This window comes from Microbacterium sp. LWH11-1.2 (genome assembly GCF_038397745.1).
Lineage (GTDB): Bacteria > Actinomycetota > Actinomycetes > Actinomycetales > Microbacteriaceae > Microbacterium.
Genome location: NZ_CP151636.1, coordinates 505,692 through 529,520 on the forward strand (window position 1 = coordinate 505,692; position 23,829 = coordinate 529,520).

General features: G+C 68.8%; 19 protein-coding genes. 9 read left to right on the forward strand and 10 right to left on the reverse strand.

Annotated features, from left to right (window positions below; all coding sequences use genetic code 11):
* The first annotated feature begins 11 nt into the window (after positions 1-11).
* Positions 12-1,541 carry an FAD-dependent oxidoreductase gene (locus tag MRBLWH11_RS02325; RefSeq protein WP_341946526.1) on the forward strand — a complete coding sequence of 510 codons (1,530 nt, stop codon included), beginning with the start codon at positions 12-14 and terminating at the stop codon, positions 1,539-1,541.
* Positions 1,542-1,550: 9 nt separating this feature from the next.
* On the opposite strand, the gene MRBLWH11_RS02330 is transcribed toward MRBLWH11_RS02325, so the two are convergent.
* The 3 genes from MRBLWH11_RS02330 to MRBLWH11_RS02340 all read right to left on the reverse strand — a co-directional run bounded on the left by MRBLWH11_RS02330 (position 1,551) and on the right by MRBLWH11_RS02340 (position 3,652).
* The gene (locus tag MRBLWH11_RS02330; protein ID WP_341946527.1) at positions 1,551-2,372 is read right to left on the reverse strand and encodes a nitroreductase family protein; all 822 of its coding nucleotides are present in this window, start codon (positions 2,370-2,372) and stop codon (positions 1,551-1,553) included.
* Positions 2,373-2,376: 4 nt separating this feature from the next.
* Positions 2,377-2,751 (reverse strand): hypothetical protein, encoded by a 375-nt coding sequence (locus MRBLWH11_RS02335; protein ID WP_341946528.1) that lies wholly within the window; start codon positions 2,749-2,751, stop codon positions 2,377-2,379.
* 121 nt (positions 2,752-2,872) lie between these two features.
* Positions 2,873-3,652, reverse strand: coding sequence for a MerR family transcriptional regulator (locus MRBLWH11_RS02340; RefSeq protein ID WP_116634081.1), 780 nt, complete (start codon positions 3,650-3,652; stop codon positions 2,873-2,875).
* 213 nt (positions 3,653-3,865) lie between these two features.
* Here MRBLWH11_RS02340 and MRBLWH11_RS02345 point away from each other — a divergent pair, with 213 nt between their 5' ends.
* Complete coding sequence (locus tag MRBLWH11_RS02345) at positions 3,866-4,708, forward strand: DUF4097 family beta strand repeat-containing protein (RefSeq protein WP_341946529.1); 843 nt, start codon at positions 3,866-3,868, stop codon at positions 4,706-4,708.
* On the forward strand, positions 4,705-5,337 hold the full coding sequence (locus MRBLWH11_RS02350) for a PadR family transcriptional regulator (protein ID WP_341946530.1): 633 nt from the start codon (positions 4,705-4,707) through the stop codon (positions 5,335-5,337). Before MRBLWH11_RS02345 ends, MRBLWH11_RS02350 begins: the two co-directional genes overlap by 4 nt.
* 128 nt (positions 5,338-5,465) lie before the next feature.
* Here the strand turns inward: MRBLWH11_RS02350 and MRBLWH11_RS02355 are convergent, their stop codons facing one another.
* Positions 5,466-6,014, reverse strand: coding sequence for a universal stress protein (locus MRBLWH11_RS02355; protein ID WP_341946531.1), 549 nt, complete (start codon positions 6,012-6,014; stop codon positions 5,466-5,468).
* Between the two features lie 149 nt (positions 6,015-6,163).
* On the opposite strand from MRBLWH11_RS02355, the gene MRBLWH11_RS02360 reads away from it, so the two are divergent.
* Complete coding sequence (locus MRBLWH11_RS02360; protein WP_116634077.1) at positions 6,164-6,349, forward strand: DUF3073 domain-containing protein; 186 nt, start codon at positions 6,164-6,166, stop codon at positions 6,347-6,349.
* A gap of 64 nt (positions 6,350-6,413) precedes the next feature.
* Here MRBLWH11_RS02360 and MRBLWH11_RS02365 read toward each other — a convergent pair whose 3' ends face one another.
* Entirely contained in the window at positions 6,414-6,749 is a 336-nt protein-coding gene (locus MRBLWH11_RS02365) for an L-rhamnose mutarotase (protein ID WP_116634076.1), read from the reverse strand.
* Between the two features lie 59 nt (positions 6,750-6,808).
* On the opposite strand from MRBLWH11_RS02365, the gene MRBLWH11_RS02370 reads away from it, so the two are divergent.
* The 4 genes from MRBLWH11_RS02370 to MRBLWH11_RS02385 all read left to right on the forward strand — a co-directional run bounded on the left by MRBLWH11_RS02370 (position 6,809) and on the right by MRBLWH11_RS02385 (position 11,128).
* A complete protein-coding gene (locus MRBLWH11_RS02370; protein ID WP_341946532.1) occupies positions 6,809-7,609 on the forward strand; it encodes an MOSC N-terminal beta barrel domain-containing protein in 801 nt (266 codons plus the stop codon).
* A gap of 218 nt (positions 7,610-7,827) precedes the next feature.
* Positions 7,828-9,141 (forward strand): extracellular solute-binding protein, encoded by a 1,314-nt coding sequence (locus tag MRBLWH11_RS02375; RefSeq protein ID WP_116634074.1) that lies wholly within the window; start codon positions 7,828-7,830, stop codon positions 9,139-9,141.
* Positions 9,142-9,257: 116 nt separating this feature from the next.
* Complete coding sequence (locus MRBLWH11_RS02380) at positions 9,258-10,208, forward strand: sugar ABC transporter permease (RefSeq protein ID WP_341946533.1); 951 nt, start codon at positions 9,258-9,260, stop codon at positions 10,206-10,208.
* Positions 10,205-11,128 (forward strand): carbohydrate ABC transporter permease, encoded by a 924-nt coding sequence (locus MRBLWH11_RS02385; RefSeq protein ID WP_341946534.1) that lies wholly within the window; start codon positions 10,205-10,207, stop codon positions 11,126-11,128. Before MRBLWH11_RS02380 ends, MRBLWH11_RS02385 begins: the two co-directional genes overlap by 4 nt.
* Positions 11,129-11,204: 76 nt before the next feature.
* Here MRBLWH11_RS02385 and MRBLWH11_RS02390 read toward each other — a convergent pair whose 3' ends face one another.
* The 3 genes from MRBLWH11_RS02390 to MRBLWH11_RS02400 form a co-directional block, all read right to left on the reverse strand.
* Positions 11,205-12,581, reverse strand: a complete 1,377-nt coding sequence (locus MRBLWH11_RS02390; RefSeq protein ID WP_341946535.1) for an HNH endonuclease signature motif containing protein — start codon at positions 12,579-12,581, stop codon at positions 11,205-11,207.
* Positions 12,582-12,717: 136 nt separating this feature from the next.
* Positions 12,718-17,907: an endo-alpha-N-acetylgalactosaminidase family protein gene (locus MRBLWH11_RS02395; RefSeq protein WP_341946536.1), complete on the reverse strand. Its 5,190-nt coding sequence runs from the start codon at positions 17,905-17,907 to the stop codon at positions 12,718-12,720.
* Positions 17,908-18,129: 222 nt separating this feature from the next.
* Positions 18,130-19,923, reverse strand: a complete 1,794-nt coding sequence (locus MRBLWH11_RS02400; protein WP_341946537.1) for a beta-galactosidase family protein — start codon at positions 19,921-19,923, stop codon at positions 18,130-18,132.
* Between the two features lie 92 nt (positions 19,924-20,015).
* Here MRBLWH11_RS02400 and MRBLWH11_RS02405 point away from each other — a divergent pair, with 92 nt between their 5' ends.
* Positions 20,016-21,050 (forward strand): substrate-binding domain-containing protein, encoded by a 1,035-nt coding sequence (locus tag MRBLWH11_RS02405; RefSeq protein ID WP_116634068.1) that lies wholly within the window; start codon positions 20,016-20,018, stop codon positions 21,048-21,050.
* A gap of 6 nt (positions 21,051-21,056) precedes the next feature.
* Here the strand turns inward: MRBLWH11_RS02405 and MRBLWH11_RS02410 are convergent, their stop codons facing one another.
* Positions 21,057-22,358 carry an MFS transporter gene (locus tag MRBLWH11_RS02410; RefSeq protein ID WP_341946538.1) on the reverse strand — a complete coding sequence of 434 codons (1,302 nt, stop codon included), beginning with the start codon at positions 22,356-22,358 and terminating at the stop codon, positions 21,057-21,059.
* The gene (gene purF / locus MRBLWH11_RS02415) at positions 22,355-23,827 is read right to left on the reverse strand and encodes an amidophosphoribosyltransferase (RefSeq protein WP_116634067.1); all 1,473 of its coding nucleotides are present in this window, start codon (positions 23,825-23,827) and stop codon (positions 22,355-22,357) included. The genes MRBLWH11_RS02410 and purF overlap by 4 nt, the downstream gene beginning before the upstream one ends.
* Positions 23,828-23,829: the final 2 nt, after the last annotated feature.

Consider the following 23,829-nt stretch of genomic DNA (forward strand, 5'->3'; position numbering starts at 1 on the left):
TGACTGAGCGCATGAATCCGCTCTGGAAGACCGGCACGCTCCCGTCCCTCGGCTCGCCGTTCGAGCCGGGTGCCTCGCACGATGTCGTCATCGTGGGAGCGGGGCTCACCGGCCTGAGCACCGCGGTGATGCTGACCCGCGCCGGTCTCGATGTGGCCGTGATCGAGTCGGGCGACATCGCCGAGCTCGCGACCGGAGGGAACACCGGCAAGCTCTCGCTGCTGCAGGGCAAGCGGCTCGCCGAGATCCGCCGCCACCACCCCGCTGCGCTCGTGCGCGCCTACGTCGACGCGAACCGCGAGGGCATGGAGTGGCTGATCGCGTTCGCCGACAGCGCGGGAGTCCCGTACACGTGGCGCACGGACCACTCCTACGCGCAGACGCCCGACGGACTCGAGACGGTGCGGGCGCAGCATGCCGCCGCACGCGAGGCGGGACTCGCGACGAGGATGCTGACTCCGAGCGACCTGGATGCGACCCCGTTCCCGGTCGCCGGGGCCGTCGCGCTCGACGACCAGGTGACGATCGACCCCGTGGTGATCACGCGCGCCCTCGCAGGGGAGTTCCTCGAGGAGGGCGGGACCCTGCACACCGGCATCCGCGCCACCGGCGTTCACGCCCTCCCCTCGGCGCGTGTCGAGACGGCGGAAGGACCGCTCTTCGCCGACCACATCGTGCTCGCCACCGGAAGCCCCCTCCTCGACCGCGGCCTGTACTTCACCAAGACCAGCGGGATGCGGTCGTACTGCGTCTCGTTCCGCGTGCCCGGCGAGGCACCGACCGGCACCTTCCTCTCGGTCGATGCGTCGACCCGCTCGATCCGCCCGGTGACGGAGACCGACGGCCCCGCCGGCACGGCGCAGCTCGTCGTCGGCGGGAACGGCCACCCGGTCGGACGCTCGGACAGCGAGGCCGCGGCGATCGAGGACCTGGTGTCGTGGACCGCGCAGCACTTCCCGGGCGCGGAGGAGACGCACCGCTGGTCGGCGCAGGACTACACCTCGCACAACCAGATCCCGTTCGTCGGAGCGATGCCGCGCGGACTCGGCGCGATCCGATTCGCCACCGGCTACGCGAAGTGGGGGCTCTCGAATGCTCCGGCCGCGGCACTGCGCCTCACCGCCGAGATCCTCGGCACCGGGTGGCGCGACCGGCCCCGCTGGATGAACGCGCTGGCCACACGGCTGACCGTGCCTGCCGATCTCGCGACGGGCGCGGTCGAGGGCGCCAAGGTCGCGGCGGCCGCCGCCTCCGGGTGGGCGGGCGCCGAATCGCGACAGATTCCAGTCCCCCGCCCCGAGGAGGGCAGCGGCGTGCGGGCCAACAGAGCGGGGCTCCCGGTCGGGATCTCGACCGTCGACGGCGTCACACGGGCGGTCTCGGCCGTGTGCACGCATCTCGGCGGGGTGCTCGAATGGAACGACGCGGAGTGCACCTGGGACTGCCCGCTGCACGCCTCCCGCTTCGCTCCCGACGGCACGCGCATCGAAGGCCCGGCACTCAAGGACCTCCCGGAGCTGCCGCGGGTCGGCCGCCCCTGACGCCCGGGCTCACGATTCGTGCGTGAGCCTTCCGGTCGGCGCGTCATCCCAGCCCTGCTGCGGAGAGTCGCAGGTCTCGCGGAACACGTACTGGGACGCGAGCTTGCGCTGGCTGCTCGACCAGTCGATCGCCGGACGGCGCTGCTCGGGCGGCAGGTAGCCGAGCCGGTACACGGCCATCAGCTCGAGATCGTCCGGCACCTTCAGCAGGCGGATGATCTCCTCCCACCGACCGGGCACCTCCATCGGGAAGGAGATGAACTGGATGCCCATGCCGAGCTCGACCGTGGTGAGCCAGATGTTCTCCATGGCCGCGCCCATGCTGAACACCGAGTAGAACGACGAGAGCTGACCGGGGCGGTACTCGCTGCGATCCAGCATGACCCCGAGCAGCAGCGGGGATCCCGCGACGAGCTTCCGGTTCTCGGAGCCCAGGGTCTTCGGCACGCCGAACGTGTTCATCAGCGTCTGGCCGCGCTTGGTGAACACCTGGCTCGTGAACGGCCGGAGCGCGGCAGGGAGCTTGTCGAACAGCATCCCGCTGCGCTTCTCCTCCATCTCGGCCTCGCTGAAGCGGAAGTACGGCTTGTACCGCTCGAAGAAGGTGCCGTTCGACATCGCCTCGGTCATGCTCTCGCCCGAGATGCGCGCGATCTCCTCGATGGTGTCGCGGCTCTCGATCACGACGAACCGCCAGGGCTGACTGTTCAGCTGGGAGGGAGCGCGTCCCGCCGCTTCGAGCAGCAGAAGCTGGTGCTCCTCGGAGACCGGATCCGGCAGAAGCGGCCCGTTCGTGGTCTTGCGGCGGCGGATGGCGTCGAGCAGTTCCATGCGTTCACTTCCGGTCGGCTCGGAGCGAGCACACGAGGCCCGCGAGGAGGAAAGGGGCGGCGGCGAGCGCGGTGAGCGGATGCCGGCGACCGTGGGTCCCGAGATACGGGATGGCCGCGAGAGGCGCGGCGGCGGGGAGGAGCAGGAGGGCCGCACGGCGGCTCGCTTCGCGCGGCGCCGACCGGAACAGGCCCACGACCACAGCGGCCGCGGTCGTCGCGCAGGTCGCGATGTAGATCGCGTGGTGCACCCACCGGAAGTTCGTGGTGTCGACGACTCTCGTCGCGACGGCCGTGCCGAGGGCGACGTTGGCGGTGTACGCGGCGGCGGCAGCCACGAACAGCGGCGCAGCGGCGCTGCGTCGGGGTGGCTGCCTCATGCCCCGACCCTACGCCTCACCGCCGGATGCCGAACCACCCCTTGCGCGCGAGCGGCCCCCTTGAGTGCGACCACGAAGGGGTGGCTCGTACGCAAAGGGGCCGCTCGGGTGCGGTGCGACGCTAGAGGTTGCCGTCCGCGTAGATGCGGAGCGCATCGCGGACGAACTCCGCGCCCTGCGTGCCGCCGGATGCGGTCGCGTAGTTCGCGCCGAAGCGCGGGTCGGCGACATACATCTCGCCGAGCCCGATCACGTAGCCCTTGACGTCGCCGCCCGGGACGGATGCAGGAGTGCCGGGCACACCGGTCAGCCACTCGACGTGGCGACGGGCGACGGCCTGAGCCTCAGCGGATGCCGGATCGACACCGCTCTCGGCGGCGGCGATCCAGTCGCGTGCGAGATCGGACACGCGCTGCTGCCAGTCGGCACGCTCGGCATCCGTCATCCCGCGCCACCAGCGGTCGCTGTCGGCGTAGGCCTTCTTGCCCCAACGGTCCTCGACCTCCTCCTTGTACCGGGTGTGGTCGAAGCCGTCGAACATGTTCTCTGCCATGAGTTCTTCACCTCCTCTCAATGCGTCGATGGTGGATTCGACCGACGCGATCTGTCGCGCCAGCCGGGTCTGCTCCTCGCGCAGCAGCGCGAGATGGGTCTGCAGGGCGGATGCCTCCTCACTCTCCTTCGCGAGGATCTCGGCGATCTGCGGTAGCCCGAGCCCGAGTTCCCTCAGCAGCAGGATGCGCTGCAGACGCACGAGAGCCTGTCCGTCGTAGTGGCGATAGCCGTTGGTCGCGATGCGCGACGGCGGGAGCAGCCCGACGTCGTCGTAGTGACGCAGCGTGCGGCTGGTGGTTCCCGCGAGCCGCGCGATCTCCTGAATGGACCAGTCCTTCTGCTCCATCTGCAGCCTCCTTCCGTTGTCGATGTCTCGACTCTAGAAGTTGACGTTACGTCAAGGTCAAGCCGGCATCGGGATTCGGAACAAGGCGCTGCCCTGACGCGGGCGGCGCCTTTTCTGTGAAGTCAGCCGGCCCTCTTGACATGATCGAGATATATCGTGTTACTCTCAATCCACACGATATATCTCGATCCCCCGAAACCAGGAGAAGCAGACATGACCGAGAAGTGGCTCATCGCCCCCGGCGAGGAACGCGTCATCGACATCGAATCCATCAGCCGGCTCAAGGTCGGTCTCGTCGGCGGCCAGGTCGACATCGTCGCGCACGACGAACCCGGCATCCGCATCGAGGTGCACGGCGTCACCACCAAGGACCTCCGCATCGAATCCCACGACGGCGAGGTCGAGATCGACCACCCGCAGCTCGGCTGGGACAACTTCCTCGAGGTGTTCCGCAACTTCGGCTCCGGCGGCCCCCGCGCCGAGGTGAGCGTGGCCGTTCCGCGGTCGATCGCCCTGAACCTCGGCGTCGTCAGCGCCGGCGCCCTGGTGTCCGGCATCCGCAACGACGCCCGGCTCAACACCGTCTCCGGCGACATCATCGTCGACACCCTCATCGGCGATCTCAACGTGAACTCCGTCTCGGGCGATGTCCAGGTGCGCGGACTCACCGGCTCGATCACCGCCAACAGCGTCTCGGGAGACGTCGCCGTGACGGGCACGGTCCGCAAGGCCACCGTCGATATCGTCTCCGGCTCGACCCTGGTGGATGCCGCGGGCGACGTGAACACCATCAACGTCAACTCCGTCTCGGGCGGGACCACCGTGCGCCTCGACGAGTCGCTCGCCGCGAACTACGTCATCCGCTCGCTCAGCGGACGCCTGCTCATCGACGGCGTCGAGCGCAGCTCCTCCGGCCCCAGCAACTACACCGGCACCACCGGCGAGCTCGCCGGACGCTTCGTCGACCTCCGGGCGAACTCCGTCTCCGGCGGCGTCACGGTGCTCCGCCGCGCTCCCGAATCGATCACGAACGACGCGGAGTGGGAGGAATCATGAGCCCCGCCGTCTTCTCCCACGGCGACCTTCGCCTGTACCTGCTGTCGCTTCTCGCCGAAGCGCCGCAGCACGGCTACGGCATCATCCAGTCGCTCACCGATCGCACCGGGGGCACCTACACTCCCAGCGCCGGCACCATCTACCCGCGACTCGCGAAGCTCGAGGAGGAGGGCCTGGTCTCCAAGACCGTCGACGGCCGCACCACCATCTACGCGATCACCGATGCCGGCCGCGCCGAACTCGCGTCGCGCGAGGGCGACCTCGCCGGCATCGAGGCGGGCCTCACGGACTCCGTGCGACTCATCGCGAACGAGGTGCGCCAGAGCGTGAAAGAGGCCATGAAGAGCCTCCGGGCCGACCTCGCCTCGGCAGAGCACGACGAGCGCTCGGCCGCGAAGAGCCGACCGCGCGCCGCGTCGGATGACGCCCGCATCATCAGTCGCGAAGAACTGCACCGTGCGGATGCCGTGGTCAATGCCTTCCGCGCACGGGTGCGGACCGATCTGCGCACCCACGTCGCGAAGGGCGGCGTGCTCCCGGCATCCGTCGTCAGCGAGCTCGAGGACGGGCTGGATGCCGCCGCGCACGCGGTGACCCGCGCGCTCGGAGCGCTCGGCTCCGGCCGCTGACGGGGTGGTCACGAGAGGCCCGGTGTCCGTCGAGGACACCGGGCCTCTCGTGCGTCCAGTCCGCCGAGGCGCCATACCCTGACGGCATGAGGGTTGACCGGACGAAGGGTTCCCCGAGCGGAAGGAACCTACGCGTTCTCCGGCCAGATCTCCTTCTGCGAATCCGGCACGGACTCCCCGAGCGGGACGACCAGCACGGACCGATGCTGACGATGCGTGAGCCGCGCGGCCACCGAGCCGGTGAAGAACTCCCGGATCGACTCGCCGATCCCGCGCTTGCGCGTGCCGACCACGATCAGCGACGCGTCGAGCTTGTTCGCGAGCTGCTTTATCGCCAGGGCGGGATCCCCGACCAGCTGCCGCGCGGTCCAGGTGAGACCGGTCCCGTCGAGGAGAGACGCGGCCGCCGCCTGCACGGCTTCGAACTCGGCCACCCCCGCGTCGAAGTTGATGTCGATGGGGGCGGAGTGCACGTAGCCGTCGGGGTCCTCGTAGGTGACGAAGCGGGTGACGTCCACGTGCGCGACGACGAGCGGCGCACTGAGCAAACGGGCGAAGCGGACGGCCTCGTCGATCACATGCCGATCCTGATCGGGCTGCATGCCCACGATGACGGCTTTCTGCAGCGCTGCGTTCTGTGCGGCCTCGTCGGACGGGGTGGAGGTGCTGTCAGTCATGAGAATCGCTCCGTTCACCTGCCTGGCGTCGGCCAGAGGGTCTTACCCGCGTGCTATTCTGAATGCTACTCTTACCGGCTTCGAGCCGGTGTCGTGAAATGCATCGGGCTCCTGTCGCCCGCAGCTGAAATCGTGAGGGGGTCTGGCGTATGGGCCGTGGCCGTCAGAAGGCGAAGCACACAAAGATCGCCCGCGAACTCAAGGCGTACAGTCCGTCGGTGAACTACTCCGCGCTCGAGCGCGAGCTGGGTCATCCGACAGACGAAGACGCCTACGTCGACAAGTGGGCCGACGAGTACGCAGACGAAGACGAGGACGAGCTGGAAAAGGCCTGACCGCCTGCTCCGTCGTTCCGCCCCCGTGCGACCCACGGGGGCTTCGTCGTGCCCGCGGATCGGGTCAGGACGCGCTCGACCGCTGATCTTCCAGCGACCAGACCTGCTCGATCGGCAGGAACCCCTCTTCGCCGTCGGGTCCGTGGAAGCCGTCGACGAATCGACCGATATCGGCCTGCCATGCGGCATTCGCCGGCGCGGCGTCGACGATGCGCATCGCCCGGTCGAAGTCGTCGCACTCGACCAGGTGGAACAGGTTCCTGCCCGACCGCCAGATGATCCAGTCATGGATGCCGGCTTCGGCGAACAGGTCGCGCAGGTCGTCGGGGATCCGTGCGTGATGCGATCGGTACTGGTCGACAGCTCCGTCCACGATGACCGAGTGCAGGGCGATACGCATGTTTCCTCCTAGCCGGTGACCCCCGGCGACAGTGTGACGTGACCTGCGAGAATCATTTCATGGCCCGTGTCGTCGCTCTCTACCGTCACCCGATCAAGGGGCTCACCCCCGAATCCCTCGAATCGCTCACGGTGCAGGCGGACGGCAGGGTCGCGGGCGACCGGGTGCTCGCATTCCGCTTCGCCGATGCGGTCACCCCGGAGGACGACGGCGGGCTCGACTACTGGCCCAAGTCGAAGGGGCTCGCCCTGCAGGACTTCCCGGCACTGGCCGCGCTGCGCACGAGCTACGACGACGCGTCACGGCGCCTGCGGATCGAACACGACGGCCGCGTGCTCGCCGAGGCGGGGATCGACGACGCCGGACGGGCCGAACTCGTGGCGGCGGTCACCGACTTCACCCTCTCGACGCGGGAAGGTCGCCGGCTGCAGCGTCCCGGTCGCCTCCCCCTCGCCCTCGTCGGCGACGGGGAGACGTCGAGGTTCCAGGATCGCGCGCGCGGGTACGTGTCGGTGCACAGCCGCGGCAGCACCCTGGCCCTGAGCGACGCGCTCGACCTTCCCGTCGATGACCGCCGCTTCCGTTCCAACATCGTCATCGACGGCGTCGCCCCGTGGTCGGAACTCGACTGGGAGGGCGAGGTGCGCATCGGCACCGTCGCGTTCCGGACGGCCGGTCCCATCGTGCGCTGCCTGGCGACGCACGCGAACCCCGACACGGGCGTGCGCGATGCCAAGGTGCTCACCACCCTCACCGGAGCGCTCGCACAGGGCGAGCCGACGCTCGGGCGCCTCCTGCTCCCCGCCGACGAGACCGCGGAGGGCATCGTGCGCCTCGGCGACGAGGTGCTGACCGCCTGAGGCACTGTCGGGTCATCCGCTCGGAATGCCCCGCTCTCCTCGCTCGTCAAGCAATGTCAGCGCTATCCTCATGCGCGCGGCAATCGGCATGAACAGTTACGTTCGCGGGCTTGTGAACGCAAACATTCTGATGTTTAATGTCCATGATCAGTACCGCGGTGAAGCGACCCGGCATCCCGGCGATCCTGTAAGAACCTGACCTCGAAGAGGAGAACAGCATGGCTTCCACATCCCCTGCCACACGGGCGGCCGCGATCATCGCGGTCGGCGCCGTGTCCGCCTTCGGCCTCGCGGCCTGCTCCTCGGGCGACGCCCCTGCCGGAGACGGTGGCGGTGAGCCGATCACGATCGAGTACATCCACCGTCTCCCCGACGGCGAGGGGATGACCAGCGTCGCCGAGATCGTCGACCGCTGGAACGCCGAGCACCCCGACATCCAGGTCGAGCCGACCAAGTTCGACGGCAAGGCCGCGGATCTCGTCCTCAAGCTCGAGACCGACATCAAGGCGAAGAACGGCCCGTGCCTCGCCCAGGTCGGGTACGCCGAGGTTCCGCAGCTCTACGTGAAGGGCATGCTGGAGGACGTCGCGTCCGAGGCGAAGAAGTACGAGGACGACTTCTCGGCCGGGGCGTTCAGCGGCATGAGGGTCGGCGACGCCGTCGTCGGCCTTCCGACGGACACCGGGCCCCTCGTGTACTTCTACAACGAGACGGCGTTCGCGGCTCTCGGCGTCGAGGCACCCGCGACGCTCGACGACCTCGCAGCCACGTCGGCGACCGCTGCCGCCGCCGGCAAGTTCGCGACCGCCTTCACGCCCGACGAGGCCCAGTACTGGCTCTCGGCGCAGGCCGCCGCCGCGGGCGACACCTGGTTCTCCACCGAGGGCGACGAGTGGCGGGTGGATGCCGAGGGCAAGGGCGCTGAGCGCGTCGCCGCCTTCTGGCAGGGCCTGCTCGACGACAAGCAGACCCTCGCCACCGAGCGCTGGGGCGAGGGCTTCACGGCGGCGCTCAACGACGGCAGCCTGATCGGGCACGTCGGTGCGGCCTGGGAGGCCGGCTTCCTGCTCGACTCCCTCGACGGCACCCCCGCCGAGGGACAGTGGCGCGTCGCACAGCTGCCGGACTTCGGTGCCGGCGCTCAGAGCGGCCCCGACGGAGGCTCCGGCATCGGAGTGATGAAGGGCTGCGAGCACCCCGCCGAGGCGATGGAGTTCAACGACTGGTTCAACACCCAGGTGGACGACCTGTCTTCGCAGGGTCTCGTCGTCGCCGCCAAGGGCAGCGTGAAGACCCCCGAGAAGATGCTGCGCCAATTCGGCGGACAGGACGTCCTCGCCGAGCTGGGCACGGCCACGGGGAACCTGAATCCCGACTTCCCCTACGCTCCCGGATTCTCGACACTGTCGAAGATGAACGAGACCGCGGCGGCAGCCGTGGCCGGCACAGCCACCGTCGCCGACATCTTCACGACAGCACAGGAGACGGCTGTCGCGTCGCTGAAGGACCTCGGTCTGCCGGTCGCCGAGTAGGCGCGCGGCAGAGCATCATCGGATGATCGGCGGCGGGGCACACGAACGGTCGTGCACCCCGCCGCCGTCACCAATCGAGAGGCAGCACAATGGTCATAGCGACCGAGGATCGGCGCATGTCACCGGCATCCGTTCCCCCGACCCGTCCTGAGCCCGACCGCCGACGCGGCCGTGGAACCCGTCGGGAGGGCCTCACGGGCTGGCTGTTCATGGCCCCCTTCGCCGTCCTGTTCGCGGTGGTCTTCCTGGTGCCGATCATCGTGTCGGTGCGCTCGTCCTTCTTCGCGCAGGTCCCGTCGGGTGGCGGACTGTACGGCGGCGGCGAGCTGGTCGATGCCTTCGTCGGCCTGGACAACTTCGCGGCTGCGGCGACCAACGGCGCGTTCTGGGCCGGCATGGGCCGCGTGGTCCTGTACGCGGGGCTGCAGATCCCGGTGATGATCATCGTCGCACTCGCGCTCGCCCTCCTGCTCGACTCGTACATCCTCCGTCGCCCGGCGCTCTTCCGCCTCGCGTTCTTCCTCCCGTATGCGGTGCCCGGCATCATCGCCGCGATGATGTGGCTGTATCTGTACACGCCGGAGGTTTCGCCGCTGCTCCCCTACCTGCCCGAGGGCACCGACTTCATGTCGCCGCAGACGATCCTCTTCTCGATGGCGAACATGACGACATGGACCTACACCGGCTACAACATGCTCATCTTCCTGTCGGCGTTGCAGGCTGTGCCTCGTGATCTGTACGAGGCCGCACGCCTCGACGGGGCGTCAGGATTCCAGGTCGCGATGCGGATCAAGGTGCCGCTGGTGCGCGGCGCGGCGCTCCTCGCGGTCCTGCTCTCGATCATCGGCACGATCCAACTCTTCAACGAGCCGGTGATCATGGAGGCCTCCAACACGTGGATGGGCAAGGACTTCACTCCGATGATGCTCACCTACAACACGATGATGGGCGAGATCTCTCCGTCGGGCAGCGGGCCCGCATCCGCGTACTCCCTCCTCATGGCCCTGATCGCGGGCGTGCTCGCGATCGTCTACGCGCTGCTGCAGCGCCGGAAGGGGGACTCATGACCACCACTTCCCTCCTGACCACGTTCGACCCGTCCGCGAAGCGGGGCCGCCGCCGCGCGCAGGCCCCCGATGCCCCACCCCCGTCCATGGCGCCGGGACCGGTCGCTCGGACGTTCGGCATCATCACGCTGGTCATCGCGACGCTGTACTTCCTCGTTCCGGTGTACTGGCTCATCGTCGCCTCGACGAAGAACAACACGGATCTGACGTCGACGTTCGGCTTCTGGTTCGCCGAGTGGAACCTGGAGACGAACTACGACAGCCTCATGGGCTGGACGCAGGGGCTCTTCTGGCGCTGGGTCGGGAACTCGCTCTTCTACTCGGTGAGCGCGGGCATCATCGGCACCCTGTTCGCCGTGATGGCGGGTTACGCGATCGCCAAGTTCGCCTTCCCCGGCAAGAAGATCGCCGTGGGCGTGATCATGGCCGGCCTCCTGCTGCCGGTGGCGCTGCTCACCGTGCCGCTGTACATCGAGTTCCATGCTCTGGGACTGACGAACACGGCGTGGGCGATCATCATCCCGTCCGCGGTCTCACCGTTCGGCGTGTTCCTGGGCATGGTCTACGCCCAGTCATCGGTGCCGACCGAGCTCCTGGAGGCCGCCCGCATCGACGGCGCCGGCGAAGCGCGGATCTTCTTCACCATCGTGCTGCGACTGCTCGGGCCTGCGATGGTGACGATCTTTCTCTTCATCTTCGTGGCCACGTGGAACAACTTCCTGCTGCCCCTGATGATGATCTCCAGCGCCGACCTGAAGCCGGTGACGCAGGGCCTGTACGGCATGATGACCTACTTCTCGCCGGACAAGGGAGCGGTGATGCTCGGCGCCCTGCTGGGTGTGATCCCGCTCATCATCCTGTTCTTCAGCCTGCAGCGCTACTGGCGGTCAGGCCTCGCGGCCGGCGCCGTCAAGGGCTGAGCGCCGGCGTCGCGTCTCGCGTCTCGGAGCGCGTGTCGGAGCGCGTCTCGCGACACTGTCGGTCAGGTCCTTCGTGTCAGGTGAACATGACGCGGTGGGTGGGGCGGTCGGTGTAGGTGCGGCCGAGGGGGCTGTGCCAGGTGATGGTGCCGTCGCGTTCTTGTCGGGCTGTCCACCGGTGTGTGTCGGGGATGTCGGGATGTTTGAGGGTGTGGTGGGCGCGGCAGAGGTGGGCGAGGTTGTCGAGCCTGGTCTTGCCGCCTCGGGCGTGGTCGTGGGTGTGGTCGATGTCGCATCGGTGCACGGGCATGCGGCAGCCGGGGAATCGGCAGTGCTGGTCCCGGGCGCGCAGGAACCTCCGCATCCCCTCCGTCGGGGTGTACGTGTCGGTCTGCCGGACCATGCCGTCGGGGTTGAGGAACAGGCGTGACCACCCGGTGTTGCGTCCGGCGAGGTCGCGGGCGATGTCGGGGTGGAGGGGGCCGTGCCCGTCGAGGTCCGCCGGCCGATCATCCGCCCCGGCGAGCGTGGTCCCGGCGATCGTCACCTGGATGCGGCCCTGGATGTTGTCCAGCCCGTCACCATGGACGGCGCTCGGGTCGGCGGTGAGCAGCAGGTCGGCGAGCAGGTCCGCCTGCACCTGATCCCAGGTGCGCGTGTCGGCGGCGACATTCTCGGTCTCGCAGCCGGCGCCGGTGTCGGTGTCGGGATCCATCGCGAACGTGTCGTCGCTGACGATCACCCTTCCGTCGTCGCGTGCACTCTCGGCATCGTCGCGGGCATGCGCACGGTTCCGGATCACCTGCCGGGTCATCTGGCGGAGCCGGTCCGCGATCGCGACAGCGACCCACTCCGGCAGCACCGCCGTCAACAAAGCCAGCCCGTCGCCGACGGAGCGCACCTTCACGCACCGCTCACCCGCTGCCCGCTTATGCCGGTCCGTGACCGTCTCCCCGACCAGAGCCGCCGCGACCTGCGCCGCATGCGCCTTCGTCCGCGCCGCGGTCTCCCGTTCGGCGAACACCAGCACCGCCGCCTCGTACAACCCCATCACGTCGGCATCCACCCGCTTGTTCCGGATCGCCTCCGCCACGATCGCACTCTCCCGCACGATCTCCCGCACATGCCCCGCACACACCCGGCCCGCGGCGAACGCCGCCCGCACCTCCGGCAGGGACGTCGACACCACCAGGGCATCCGTGAACGCATACTCCACAGACCCGGTCGGGATCCGAGCGGCAGCGGAGAACTCCGCAACCATCGACCGATAGATCGCATCCCGATGGAACCCGTTCCCCGCGACATCCGCCTCATGGAACCCGATCTGCTCGACCATCACCTCCATCGCCTCGCACTCCAGCACCGCGATCTGCCGCTTCTTCTCCACCCACGCCTCCAGCACACGACGACGCTTATCGAGGTCGAGGTGAAGATCCGTCTGCCGCTGTGCCATACCCCCAGATTAGAACATACATTCGAATATGGCAGTATATTCCGCGGCAGGAATCCTCCCTGGCGATCGCGCGAGACGGCCCGGAGGGAACTCCCTCCGGGCCGTCTCGCCGCGCCTCAGCGGCGAAGCGAACCGCTCAGCCGACCCGACGTCGGCGCGTCCACAGCACCCCGCCGAGGAGTATCAGCGCCAGCGCCGACAGGCCGACTGCCGCCCACAGCGCTCCATCCGCTCCGGTCTCCGAGAGGCTGCCACCGGCACCCCCGGGTGCGGCCGTCACTGCGAGACCCGTGCGGGCGAGTTCCGCGCCTTCGGCATCCGTCACGACGATCGAATGCTGTCCGGCCGGAGTCGCCGCGGGGATCACGACCCGCGCCAGAGCATTCCCGTCCGCGTCGACCGTCACATCGCCCAGCTTCACCGGCTCGGAGTGCAGCCAGACCTGCACGGCATCGCCGGGCTCGAAGCTGCGCAGCTGCACATCGACGCTGGATCCGCCTCGAACCGTCTCGACAGACACCGTCACCGTCGCGTCCTTCGCCGGCTTCGCCTTCTTCACCTTCAGCGGCGCACTGGCGACCGGTTCGCCCGAGGCGTCCTTGACGATCACCTCGTGCTTCCCGACTTCGGTCGCCAGCGGGATGAGCAGCCGACTCGTCAGCGCCCCCTCGCCATCGACCGCGGCATCGGTGATCTTCACCTCGCCGAGCCAGAAGGACACCGCGGAGCTCGGCTCGAAGCCCGTGAGCTCCGCCCCGACCGTCTCGCCGGCGCGGACCGATGTGGCATCGAGACTCAGCTCCGGATCGGTGACGGGGGTGCATTCGTCGATGTCGTCGGCCGGACGCTCCTTCGGTGCATGTCCGCTCTGCGGTGCGGCCGTGCCGTAGATCGCGATCTCGGCGACGGCGGAGAACTGCGACCCCGAGATCGACGACGTCGCGGTCACTCGCACGTACCGGGCCGTCGTCTCCTCGAAGCTCACGTCCTGCCACTCGGCGACGTTCTTCCACTCTCCTGTGGTCACGGGGGTGAACGTCTGCCCGTCGGCCGAGACGGCGACCTCGTAGCCCTTGATCGGACCGTTCGTGTTCGCCGTCCGGCGCAGGTACGAGATGCCGTCGACCTGTTCGGCAGCGCCGAGGTCGAACGTCAGCACGTGCGGATAGGCCGTGGCATCGGCGGCCCAGCGGCTGACCCAGAAGGTCCCGGCTTCGCCGTCGAGCATGTTCGCCGCCTTGCCGTCTTCGTTCACCGTCTCCTCGGAGTTCGCCGAGGCCGTGATCTGCTCGTTCGGGATCCGCGCCCGCGTCGCGACCGTCGCCTGCACCGAGGTCGCGACCGACCGCACGTCGCAGTCGGCGAGGTAGGTCGCCTCGATGCCGATGCCGACCGATGCGCCGGCCGCTTCCGCCGGGGCGGTGATCAGCCAGGTCGTCTCGACGCTGTCGCCCGCATCGACGGTCTCGAACAGGTTCGAGGAGCCGTCTGCAACCTCGACCGCATACCCCTCCGGCACAGCGAGCTCCACTCCGATGTTCTCGACGGCGATGTCCTCGCTGTTCGTGAACGTCGAGGTGAACGTCGACTGCCCGCCCGGGCTCAGGACCGCGGCTCCGCCCGAGACCGTGGCGCACGGCGTGCCGCCCGTCGTCGGTCCGAGGTCCGTCACCGTGAAGTCGTCGAGCACGAAGTCGACCTCCGGGCCGCCGACGCGTTCGAGTCCCACCCAGGTGTAGTCGCCGCATCCGACCTTCACGTCCTGGACGAACGACGTCGTCTCCAGAGCCTGGGCGAGATCGGTTCGTCCGAGGGTCGTCGAGGTCGCCTCGCCGGCGGCGAGGGCATCCGTCCCCGTCACCCAGCGATAGGCCCCGCTCGCTCCGACCTGGTAGTTGAATCCGACACGGTAGGTGTGTCCGGCCTGCAGCGAGACGAGCGTCGGGTCGGTGCGGTAGACGACGCCGCTGAGCTCCGAGTGCGACAGCAGCGAGTGATCGCCGTGCAGGGTCGAGTCGACCGCGAGACCGGCCTGCGCACCACCCGGGGCGAACGGACGCGCGGTGTTGCGCCAGTCGCTGCCCGTGTACGGGTCGTGACGGCGGGAGATGCTGGTGCGGATGCCGCCCGGATCGCCCGAGTAGACGAACGGACCCCAGCCGGGCTGGTTGCCCTCGAAGTCGCTCGAGTACACCGTGCCTTGCGTCGGCGCCGTCGTGGTGTCGACCATGACCCGCGCATTGTCGACGCGGACCTTCGCCTCGCCCGCGGGTGCGGCGATCGAGACGGTCACCTCGCCGGATGCCGGGGCCAGGAACGAGACCGTGCCGCGCTGGTAATGCTGTCCCGCCTTCGAATCCGGGAGCATGAGGTTGAGCGTCGGAGACAGGTTCCAGGTGCGGGTGATCGCGCCGGCAGGGGTGTCGACCGCGACGACGACGTCGCGAGCCGCGGTCTGGTCGATCTGCACCTGCGCCGAGAAGGAGTACCGCTGTCCGGGAGCGAGCCCGGTGACCGTCTGCGAGATCGACGACGCGGCCGCACCCAGCACGGCGACGTTGTCGCCACGCGACTGGTTCTTCTGCGCGCCGAGGTCGGTGCGCTCGATCGAGACGTCGCCCTGCGGGTGCCAGCCGTCGAGAGTTCCGGCGTTGAAGCCGGGGTCGTCGAGTCCTGCGTCGTGGTAGTCGATGGGGGCGCGCACGGCTCCGCCCTGCGGCACCACGACGTAGGCGGTGTTCTCGTCGCCGCTGAGCGTGAGCTCGCCGTTCATGGCGCTGACGGTCGAGACCTTCTGACGACCCTGGTCGCTCAGCTCGAACACGTCGAAGGCGGTGTTGCCGCTGAACGCGTCGGTCACCCCGAACGTGTGGGAGCCGCCGGATGCCGAGAAGAAGTACATCTTGTCGGCATCGACCGGCGAACCGGCGTCGGCGCTCGATTCGAGGGTCTGCCACGGCAGCAGGTAGGAATCGCCGCGGAGGACGGTCACGCCGTCCATGGTGATGACCCTGTCGCCGTCGTCGATGGTGATGCCCACGTCATCCGTGAGCGTCGCCGAGGTTCCCGCCTCGTACGTGAGGAGATCGAACTGCTGGATGAACTTCGTCGGGAGGCTCTGCGTCCAGATGTTGCCGATGAAGCCGTCCCAGTTGCGGTTGCCGCTCCACCCCTCGGCATCGATGAGCCGCTGCTGGCCGAGGAGCGCGTCGTCGTTCCAGATGTCCGCCTGACCGTTCTGGATGAACCGGACCATCGTCGAATTGATGCCCTTGTTCTCCTTGCCGCCGTAGGCGAGATCGTTCGGCCAATGCGCCCAGACGGAGTCGTCGACGAACTTGTCGCCCCACTCGGTCGCGACCTCGAGGTCCATCGCATGCAGCTCGTCCGCCAGCTCTTCGGCGACCCACCCGTTCGAGTAGTAGACGTCGATGTACACGCCGCTGAGGCCAGGGACCTCGTCGCGCAGCTGCTGGAAGCGGTCGAGCACGCGTCCGGTGCCGAGGTCGGTCTGCTGGTTGATGTAGTAGGACTGATCGAGCCAGTTCCACCCGGGCTTGTACGGGGCGGCACCGTCGAGGATCGCCGGATCGAACGAGTTCGCCTGCGGGTAGATCTCGGTCGCGTTGACGTGCACGCTCATGTCGGCGTTGAGCTTCGCTCCCTCGTCGACCAGGCGGTTGAGGTCGTCGACACCACCGGCGCGCTCATTGGGGTTTCCACCGTAGTCGGTGTTCGCCGAGTCGTGCCCCTCGCTGCCGAAGCCCTTGTTGAGCACCCACTGGCCGAGGCCGTCGGTCTGATTCGCGATGCGCTTGGTGTTGTCGAGCGTGAGGTCGAAGTAGTTGGTCGCGGTCGAGGCGAAGTTGAACGGGATGCGACTGACCACGCGCTCCGCGACCCGGTCGGCGCCGAGGCGCACGGTGTCGACCTCGCGATAGCGGATGCCGGCGTCCTGCCAGTCGACGGCGGCGTCGCCGTTGCGGTCGGACGTGAGGAACACGGTCACCTTCGGCAGCTCGTACGTCGTCACCCGCGCATCGACGGCGGTCGTCGGGTGGATCAGCCAGGCGCTCGATCCGATCTCGGCCGTGCGTCCGCCGGCGGTCGTCACGCGAGTGAGAAGGCGGGTGTTCCACGACGGCGTCCCGCCCGACGCCTGCGTCGTCGCGTTCGTGAGCACACTGCCGACGAGTGCGCCGTCGCCGAGGAAGGCGAAGGCCGCCCCCTTCTGACCGGTGGCGGTCGCGTCGTTCACCACGATGTGCTCATCGGCGTTCGTCGTGCTGTTCGGATCGATGACCGTGCGGTCGAGGACGGAGCCGGGATCGTTCGTGGAGAGGAAGGCGTTGTCCGGCAGGCCCAGCGTGTTCACCGCTGCCCCGCCGCCGACCTCAGTCACCTCGAACTCGACGGCGCCCTCCGCCGTGACACGGATGCTGCTGCTCACCGTCACGTCGATGCCCGTGAGCGTCGACACGTAGTCGACTCCGGTCGCGGTGGCCGTCGAGGTGGTCGACGCGGCGTAGGAGGTGCCGTCGACCGACCAGGTGTTCGCCGACGCGCGCTGGCCGTCGAACGCGGCTCCGCCGACCAGGTAGCCCGTGATCTGCGGGAAGCCCTTCGCGACGGTGGCGGTGGTGCCGCCGTTCGCGATCTCGACCGTCTCGATGTCGACGGGGACCTCGGGCTCCTCGGGCTCTTCGACGATGGGAGGGAGCTCCTCGTCCGAGAGCACCTCGATCTCGCCGGCACCGGCGCCGTTGCCCGCCATGTCCTGCGCGTCGATGATCAGCAGCGCGACGTAACGGCCGTCCTTCGCGGTGTCGAGCGTGATGCGCTGCTTCTCGTCGTTCGCCGTCGGCGCGTGCAGCGTCGCCGTGGCGGCCGCGTCGCCCCAGCCGCCCTCCGCGGGCGAGGTCGCAGCCGTCTGCGCGTCGTCGGTGACGTACACCTCGACGGTCTTCGCATCGATCCGCTGGCCGACCTTGCCCGAGTAGTCGAGCGCCTTCACCGAGAGCGACCGCTGCAGATCGATCGAGACCCAGTGCGGGAAGGGAGCCAGCTCCGCGTAGCGGGAGACCCACTGCGTCGCGAAGTCACCGTCGAAGGCGGCGAGCGCCGTGCCGTCGAGCGCGGGCGGCGCGGGGTAGGGATCCGCAGCGCTCGACACCCCGGTCAGGCGATAGTCGGTCTTGGGCACGGGAACCAGATCGGCGGCCAGCGCCGGCGACGCCTGCGCGGCGACACCGCCGAAGACGAGCGCGGTGACCAGGAGGGAGCTGAGGGTTCGTGCAGTGCGGGGACGTCGGGGACTCTTCGACACGTGGTGCCTCTCGAACGTAGCGTCGCACGGGAGTCGAGACGCCCCGATGCGCCGCAGATGGAAGCCATCAGCAGAAGCTGATGTTTGCGCTATCACCCTACAGTCGCTCTATTCGCATGACAAGGATTCTTCTTGATATCTGCGCAAACATCCTCCATGTCGCGACCGGACACGCAGAGCCGCCCGGCCTTCACGGCCGAGCGGCTCTGCGACCATCCCCGGTCAGGACCCCACGAACTCCTCGGTGTCGCCGAAGACCGGCTCCTCGCAGATCTCGACGGTCGCGCCGACACCGTCGAGATCCAGGACGCGGATCTCGTTGCGCCCGCACCGCCAGAGCGGGGCGGGCGCATAGAGGGTCTGCTGCGGGCCCACCTTCCAGTACCGGCCGAGCAGGAAGCCGTTCAACCACACCATCCCCTTGCCGCCGCCGGGGAAGGCGAGCCAGGCGTCCAGCGCCTCGTCGACGTCGATGTGCGCGACGGCGAGCCCGTCGCGCACGCCGAACGCGTTCTCGGCATCCGGCGCCTCCTGCGGCACGACACGGTGCGTCCAGGCGTTGACGAAGCGGCGGCCGATCATCACGCCCCGCATGACCCCCTTGCCCTCGCCGGTGTACGGGCCGTAGTTGATGCGGCCGAGGCTCTCGACGACGATCGTGAGGAGCCCCGTGCGCGCGGAACCGGGAAGGACCATCGAGGTCGTGCCGTCGCGCTCCAGCGTGCCGATCCGCTCATCGTCGAGGAAGACGGTCGCGCGGTCATGCAGACCCTCGATCGTGAGCGTGGCGCCCTCGGGGAACGACACCGAGGTCTCGTACGCGACGAGCCCGTCCTCCGCGCCGAGCTGCTCGAACGTCTGCGGACGAGGGGTCGGCGCGCCCACGGGAGGTGCCGCGCGGACGACGTCGAGCAGCGATGCCTGCGGCACCAGGGCGACGGATGCCGCCGCCTGCCGCCGCGGCGGGAGCGGGATCGCCGGCAGCTCTTCTCGATGGAAGGGGGCGAAGAGCTCACGCAGCGCGTGGAACTTGGCGCCGAGCGACCCGTCCTCGCCGATCGGGGCATCGGAGTCGTAGCTGGTCGTCGTGGGCTGGAGCACACGGTCGTGGTTGGCCCCGTTCCAGAGACCGAAGTTCGTGCCGCCGTGCGCCATGTAGAGGCTCACCGAGCCTCCGGCCTCGAGAAGCTCGCCGAGGGTGCCGCCCATGCTCGCGACGGAGCGCACATGGTGCCGCTCCCCCCAGTGGTCGAACCAGCCGCCCCACAGCTCGCTGCACATGAGCGCCTCGCCGTCCCGGCGCAGCTTCAGGGCCTCGCCGACACCGGTGCCGAAGGTGAAGGTGGTCATCGCGCCGGGGATGCTGCCGTGGGCGACCATGTCGCCCGTGATCCCGTCGGCCGTCGTGAGCATCTCGACCATCCCGCGCGACCGGAGCCCGTCGCGGAGGTGGGCGAGATACTCCTCGTCGCTCCCGAAGGATCCGTACTCGTTCTCCACCTGCACCGCGACGATGGGCCCGCCGTGCGCCGCCTGCAGCGGCACGAGTCGCGGGATGAGCTCGTCGTACCAGGCGTCGACGGCCGCGAGGAAGGCGGGATCGCTGGTGCGCAGTGCGGTGACGCGTCCGGAGAGCCAGTGCGGGATGCCGCCGTTGGACCACTCGGCGCAGATGTAGGGACTCGGCCGGATGAAGACATCGAGCCCGACCTCGCCCGCGATCCGGACGAATCGCTCGACATCACGCCAGTCGTCGAAACGGCGGTCGCCCTCGACCCGCTCGTGGAAGTTCCATGCCACGTACGTGTCGACCGTGTTCGCCCCCATCGCCGCGAGGCGGCGGAGCCGGTCCTCCCACTGGTCAGGGTGCACGCGGAAATAGTGGATCGCGCCGGAGAGGATGCGGTGCTTCTCTCCGTGACGGAGGATCTCGCCGTCACGCCAGGTCAGAGCGGGCGACCGCGCGTCGAGCGCGGCGGGGGCGACGCCGGCAGGCGATGCGAGAAGGTCAGACATGGGGCTCCCAAGAAAGTGTTTGCGCTCACATTATCGCATGCACACGCTCATTGCTCCCCGGAAACCAGCCGTTTGATCGCTATCATTGCTCCATGTCCCCACGCCGCCCTCGAGAGGATCGAGCCCCGAGCCAGGTCGACGTGGCGCGCCTCGCCGGCGTCTCGACGCAGACCGTCTCCCGCGTCATGTCCGCACAGGACAACGTCCGCCCCGACACCGCGCGACGGGTTCTCGCGGCCGTCGAGGAGCTGGGCTACCGCGTGCACGCGGCCGCCGCGTCGCTCGCCTCCGGCCGCTCACGGATCCTCGGCGTCATCGTCGTCTCCACCGACCGGTACTCCTCGGCAGCCCTCGGCGTCGGCATCGAGCAGGCGGCCGCGGCGAACGGATACACGGTCACGACCGCAGCGGTTCCGGACCACGCATCGACCGAGTCGTTCCTCGAGGCCTTCGACCGCCTGGAGCGGCAGGGGGCGGAGGGGATCATCCTCGGCATCCCGGTCGAACTCGACAGCCCGGCCATGAGAGCGCGAACAGAGCGCACGCCGTCGACGCGCAGCGAGCGCGCCTCTCTCGACGAGGACGCACCCCTCGCCGTCGACCAGCGCGCGATCGCCCGCCTCGCCGTGGAGCACCTTCTCGATCTCGGTCACTCCACGGTCTGGCACGTCTCGGGCGACGACTACTGGGCCGAGACGCAGCAGCGCAGCGAGGCGTGGGAGCAGACGCTCCGCGACCGCGGCATCGTGCCGCCTCCGGTGATCCCCGCCGACTGGACCCCCGAGTCGGGATACCGCGCCGGCCGCACGATCGCGGCGATCCCCGAGGTGACCGCTGTCTTCGTCAGCAGCGATGAGATGGCGTTCGGCCTGATCCGCGCCCTGCACGAGGCCGGGCGCAGCGTACCGGAGGACGTCTCGGTCGTGAGCGTCGACGACATCGCCCTCGCAGCCTACGCGTCGCCGGCGCTCACGACGGTGCGTCAGCCGTTCGAGGCGATGGGGCGCGCGGCGGCACTCCGGGTGATCGGGCAGATCGAGGGCCATGAGGCCGTCGGCGACGTGCCGTCGACCGATCCGGAGCTCATCGTGCGCTCCTCGACCGCGCCGCCGAGATCGGCGCGCTGACCCGCGTCACCAGCGACCGCGCCGACGCTCCCACTCGTCTTCGATCGTGCGCCGTCGGCCGGCGACGATCCCGGCGGGGATCGAGAGCACGAGCACGGCAGCGACGACGAAGATCGGAACCTGCCACCCGGCTGTCGTCTCGTGGAGCATCCCGATCAACAGGGGGAAGACGGCGGCGATCGCATAGCCGATGCTCTGCACGAAGCCGCTCAGCGCGACAGCGCTCTCGGGCGTGCGTGCGCGGATGCTGAGCAGTACGAGGCTCAGTGGGAACATGATCGCCGAGAGCCCGAAGATGCCGACCCACAACGGCAGCGCCACGGTCGGCGCGAACAGGAACCCGGCCAGACCCACCAGACCGCCGACGACGCCGACGAAGAAGAGCGGACGCGTCGCCTGGTACTTCACCACGAGGACCGGCACGATCATCGAGCACGGCAGACCGACGAGCGCGAACAGGGAGAGCAGCAGACCGGCGGTCGCCGGAGTGACGCCGCCGATGTCGACCAGCATCGTCGGCATCCAGGCGAACGAGACGTAGGCCATGGTCGACGATGTGCCGAAGACGAGCGCGAGCGCCCAGGCGAGCGGCAGGCGCCAGAGCCGGGCGAAGTACCGTGGGTTCGCCGGAGCGGTCGAGATCGGACCGGTCGCGACGGCCACGGCATCCTGCACGTCATGGCGTCCGTCAGTGGGGTCGATGTCGTCGTACTCGACCGGCGCGACCATCGGTGCGCGGCGCTCACGGAGGGCCAGCGTCACCCACGGCAGCAGGGAGAGGGCTGCGACGACACCCCACATGCCGAGCGACAGACGCCAGCCGAGCGAGTCGGCCACCGGCACGGCGACCAGCGGCGGCAGGAAGGTCGAGATCGCCAGCGTCGTCGAGTAGACCGTCATCATGAGGCCGATGCGGTCGGGGAAGTACTTCTTCACCAGGGGCGGCAGCAGCACGTTCCCGGAGCCGACACCCGCGAAGACGAGGGCGGTCGACGCCAGAAGGGTCACGGAGTCGACAGCGAAGCCGCGCAGCAGCATCCCCGCCGCCATCAGCGCGATGGCGGTCACCGCGACGCGCTCCAGACCGAACCGCCGCTCGAACAGCGGAGTGAGCAGGCCGAAGATCGCGAAGCACACCGGCGGCGCGGCCCCGATCAGGCCGATGACGACCGGCGAGACGGGGAAGTCCTCGGCCACGTGGTCGATCACCGGCGACAGCGAGGCGACAGCCGATCGCAGCGAGAACGCGACCAGCACGATCCCGACGAGCGCGAGAGCCCTCCCCTGCCAGAGCGGCCTCGGCGTCACGAGGTCTGCGACCCCTCCACCCAGGCGAGGTATTCGTCGGAGACGGTGCCGGTCACGTAGCGGCCGTCGAAGCAGCTCATGTCGAGATCCGTCAGGACGGAGCCCTCGATGATCGCGGCCTTGAGGTCTTCGACCTCCTGGTAGACCAGGTGGTCGCAGCCGAGCTCCTCCGCGATCTCGGGAATGGTCCTCCCGTGTGCGATGAGCTCGTGACGCGACGGCATGTTGATGCCGTAGACGTGCGGATGCCGAACGGGCGGGGCCGCGGATGCGAAGGTCACCGAGGCGGCGCCGGCATCCCGCGCCATCTGGATGATCTCCTTCGACGTGGTGCCGCGCACGATCGAGTCGTCGATCAGGAGCACGTTCTTGCCCTGGAACTCGGTCGACATCGCGTTGAGCTTCTGCCGCACGCTCTTCTTGCGGACCGCCTGCCCCGGCATGATGAAGGTCCGGCCGACGTAGCGGTTCTTGTAGAAGCCCTCGCGGTATTCGATGCCGAGCTTGCGGGCGACCTCCATCGCGGCGGGGCGCGACGAGTCGGGGATCGGCATGACCACGTCGATCTTGTCCATCGGCACGTGCTTGGCGATCGTGTCGGCCAGGCGGTCGCCCATGCGCAGGCGCGACTCGTAGACCGAGACGCCGTTCATGACCGAGTCGGGGCGGGCGAGGTAGACGTACTCGAAGGCGCACGGCGCGAGATGCACGTCCGATGCGCACCGTTTGCTGAACATCTCGCCGTCGTTCGTGATGAACACGGCCTCACCCGGCTCGACCTCGCGGACGACCTCGTAGTCGCCGTTCTCGAGCACGAGCGATTCGCTCGCGACGACCCACTCGTCTCGTCCCTCCGCGCCCTCGACGGTCGACGGACGGCGCCCGAGGATGAGCGGACGGATGCCGAACGGGTCGCGGAACGCGAGGAGGCCGTAGCCGGCGATCACGGCGATCACGGCGTAGGCGCCCTCGATGCGCGCCTGCGTGCGGGTGACGGCCTCGAACACGCGCTCGGAGTCGAGGTCGACGGTCGAGGTGGTCGCCTGCAGCTCACCGGCGAGCACGTTCAGCAGCAGCTCGGTGTCACTGGACGAGTTGAGGTGGCGACGGTCGCGCTTCGCCATGTCGGCGGTGAGCTCACGCGTGTTGGTGAGATTGCCGTTGTGGATGAGGATGATGCCGTACGGCGCGTTCACGTAGAACGGCTGCATCTCCTCCTCGTTCGACGCGGTGCCCTTCGTGGCATAGCGCACGTGTCCGAGGCCGACGTTGCCGAGCAGCGCGCGCATGTCGCGCGTGCGGAACGCCTCGCGCACCATGCCCTGCGCCTTCGCGTTGTGCATGACGCCGTTGGCTTCCGCCGTGGCGATGCCCGTCGCATCCTGGCCGCGATGCTGCAGCAGCAGGAGTGCGTCGTAGATGTCCTGATTGACCGGGGCGGACCCCACCATTCCGACGATGCCGCACATGG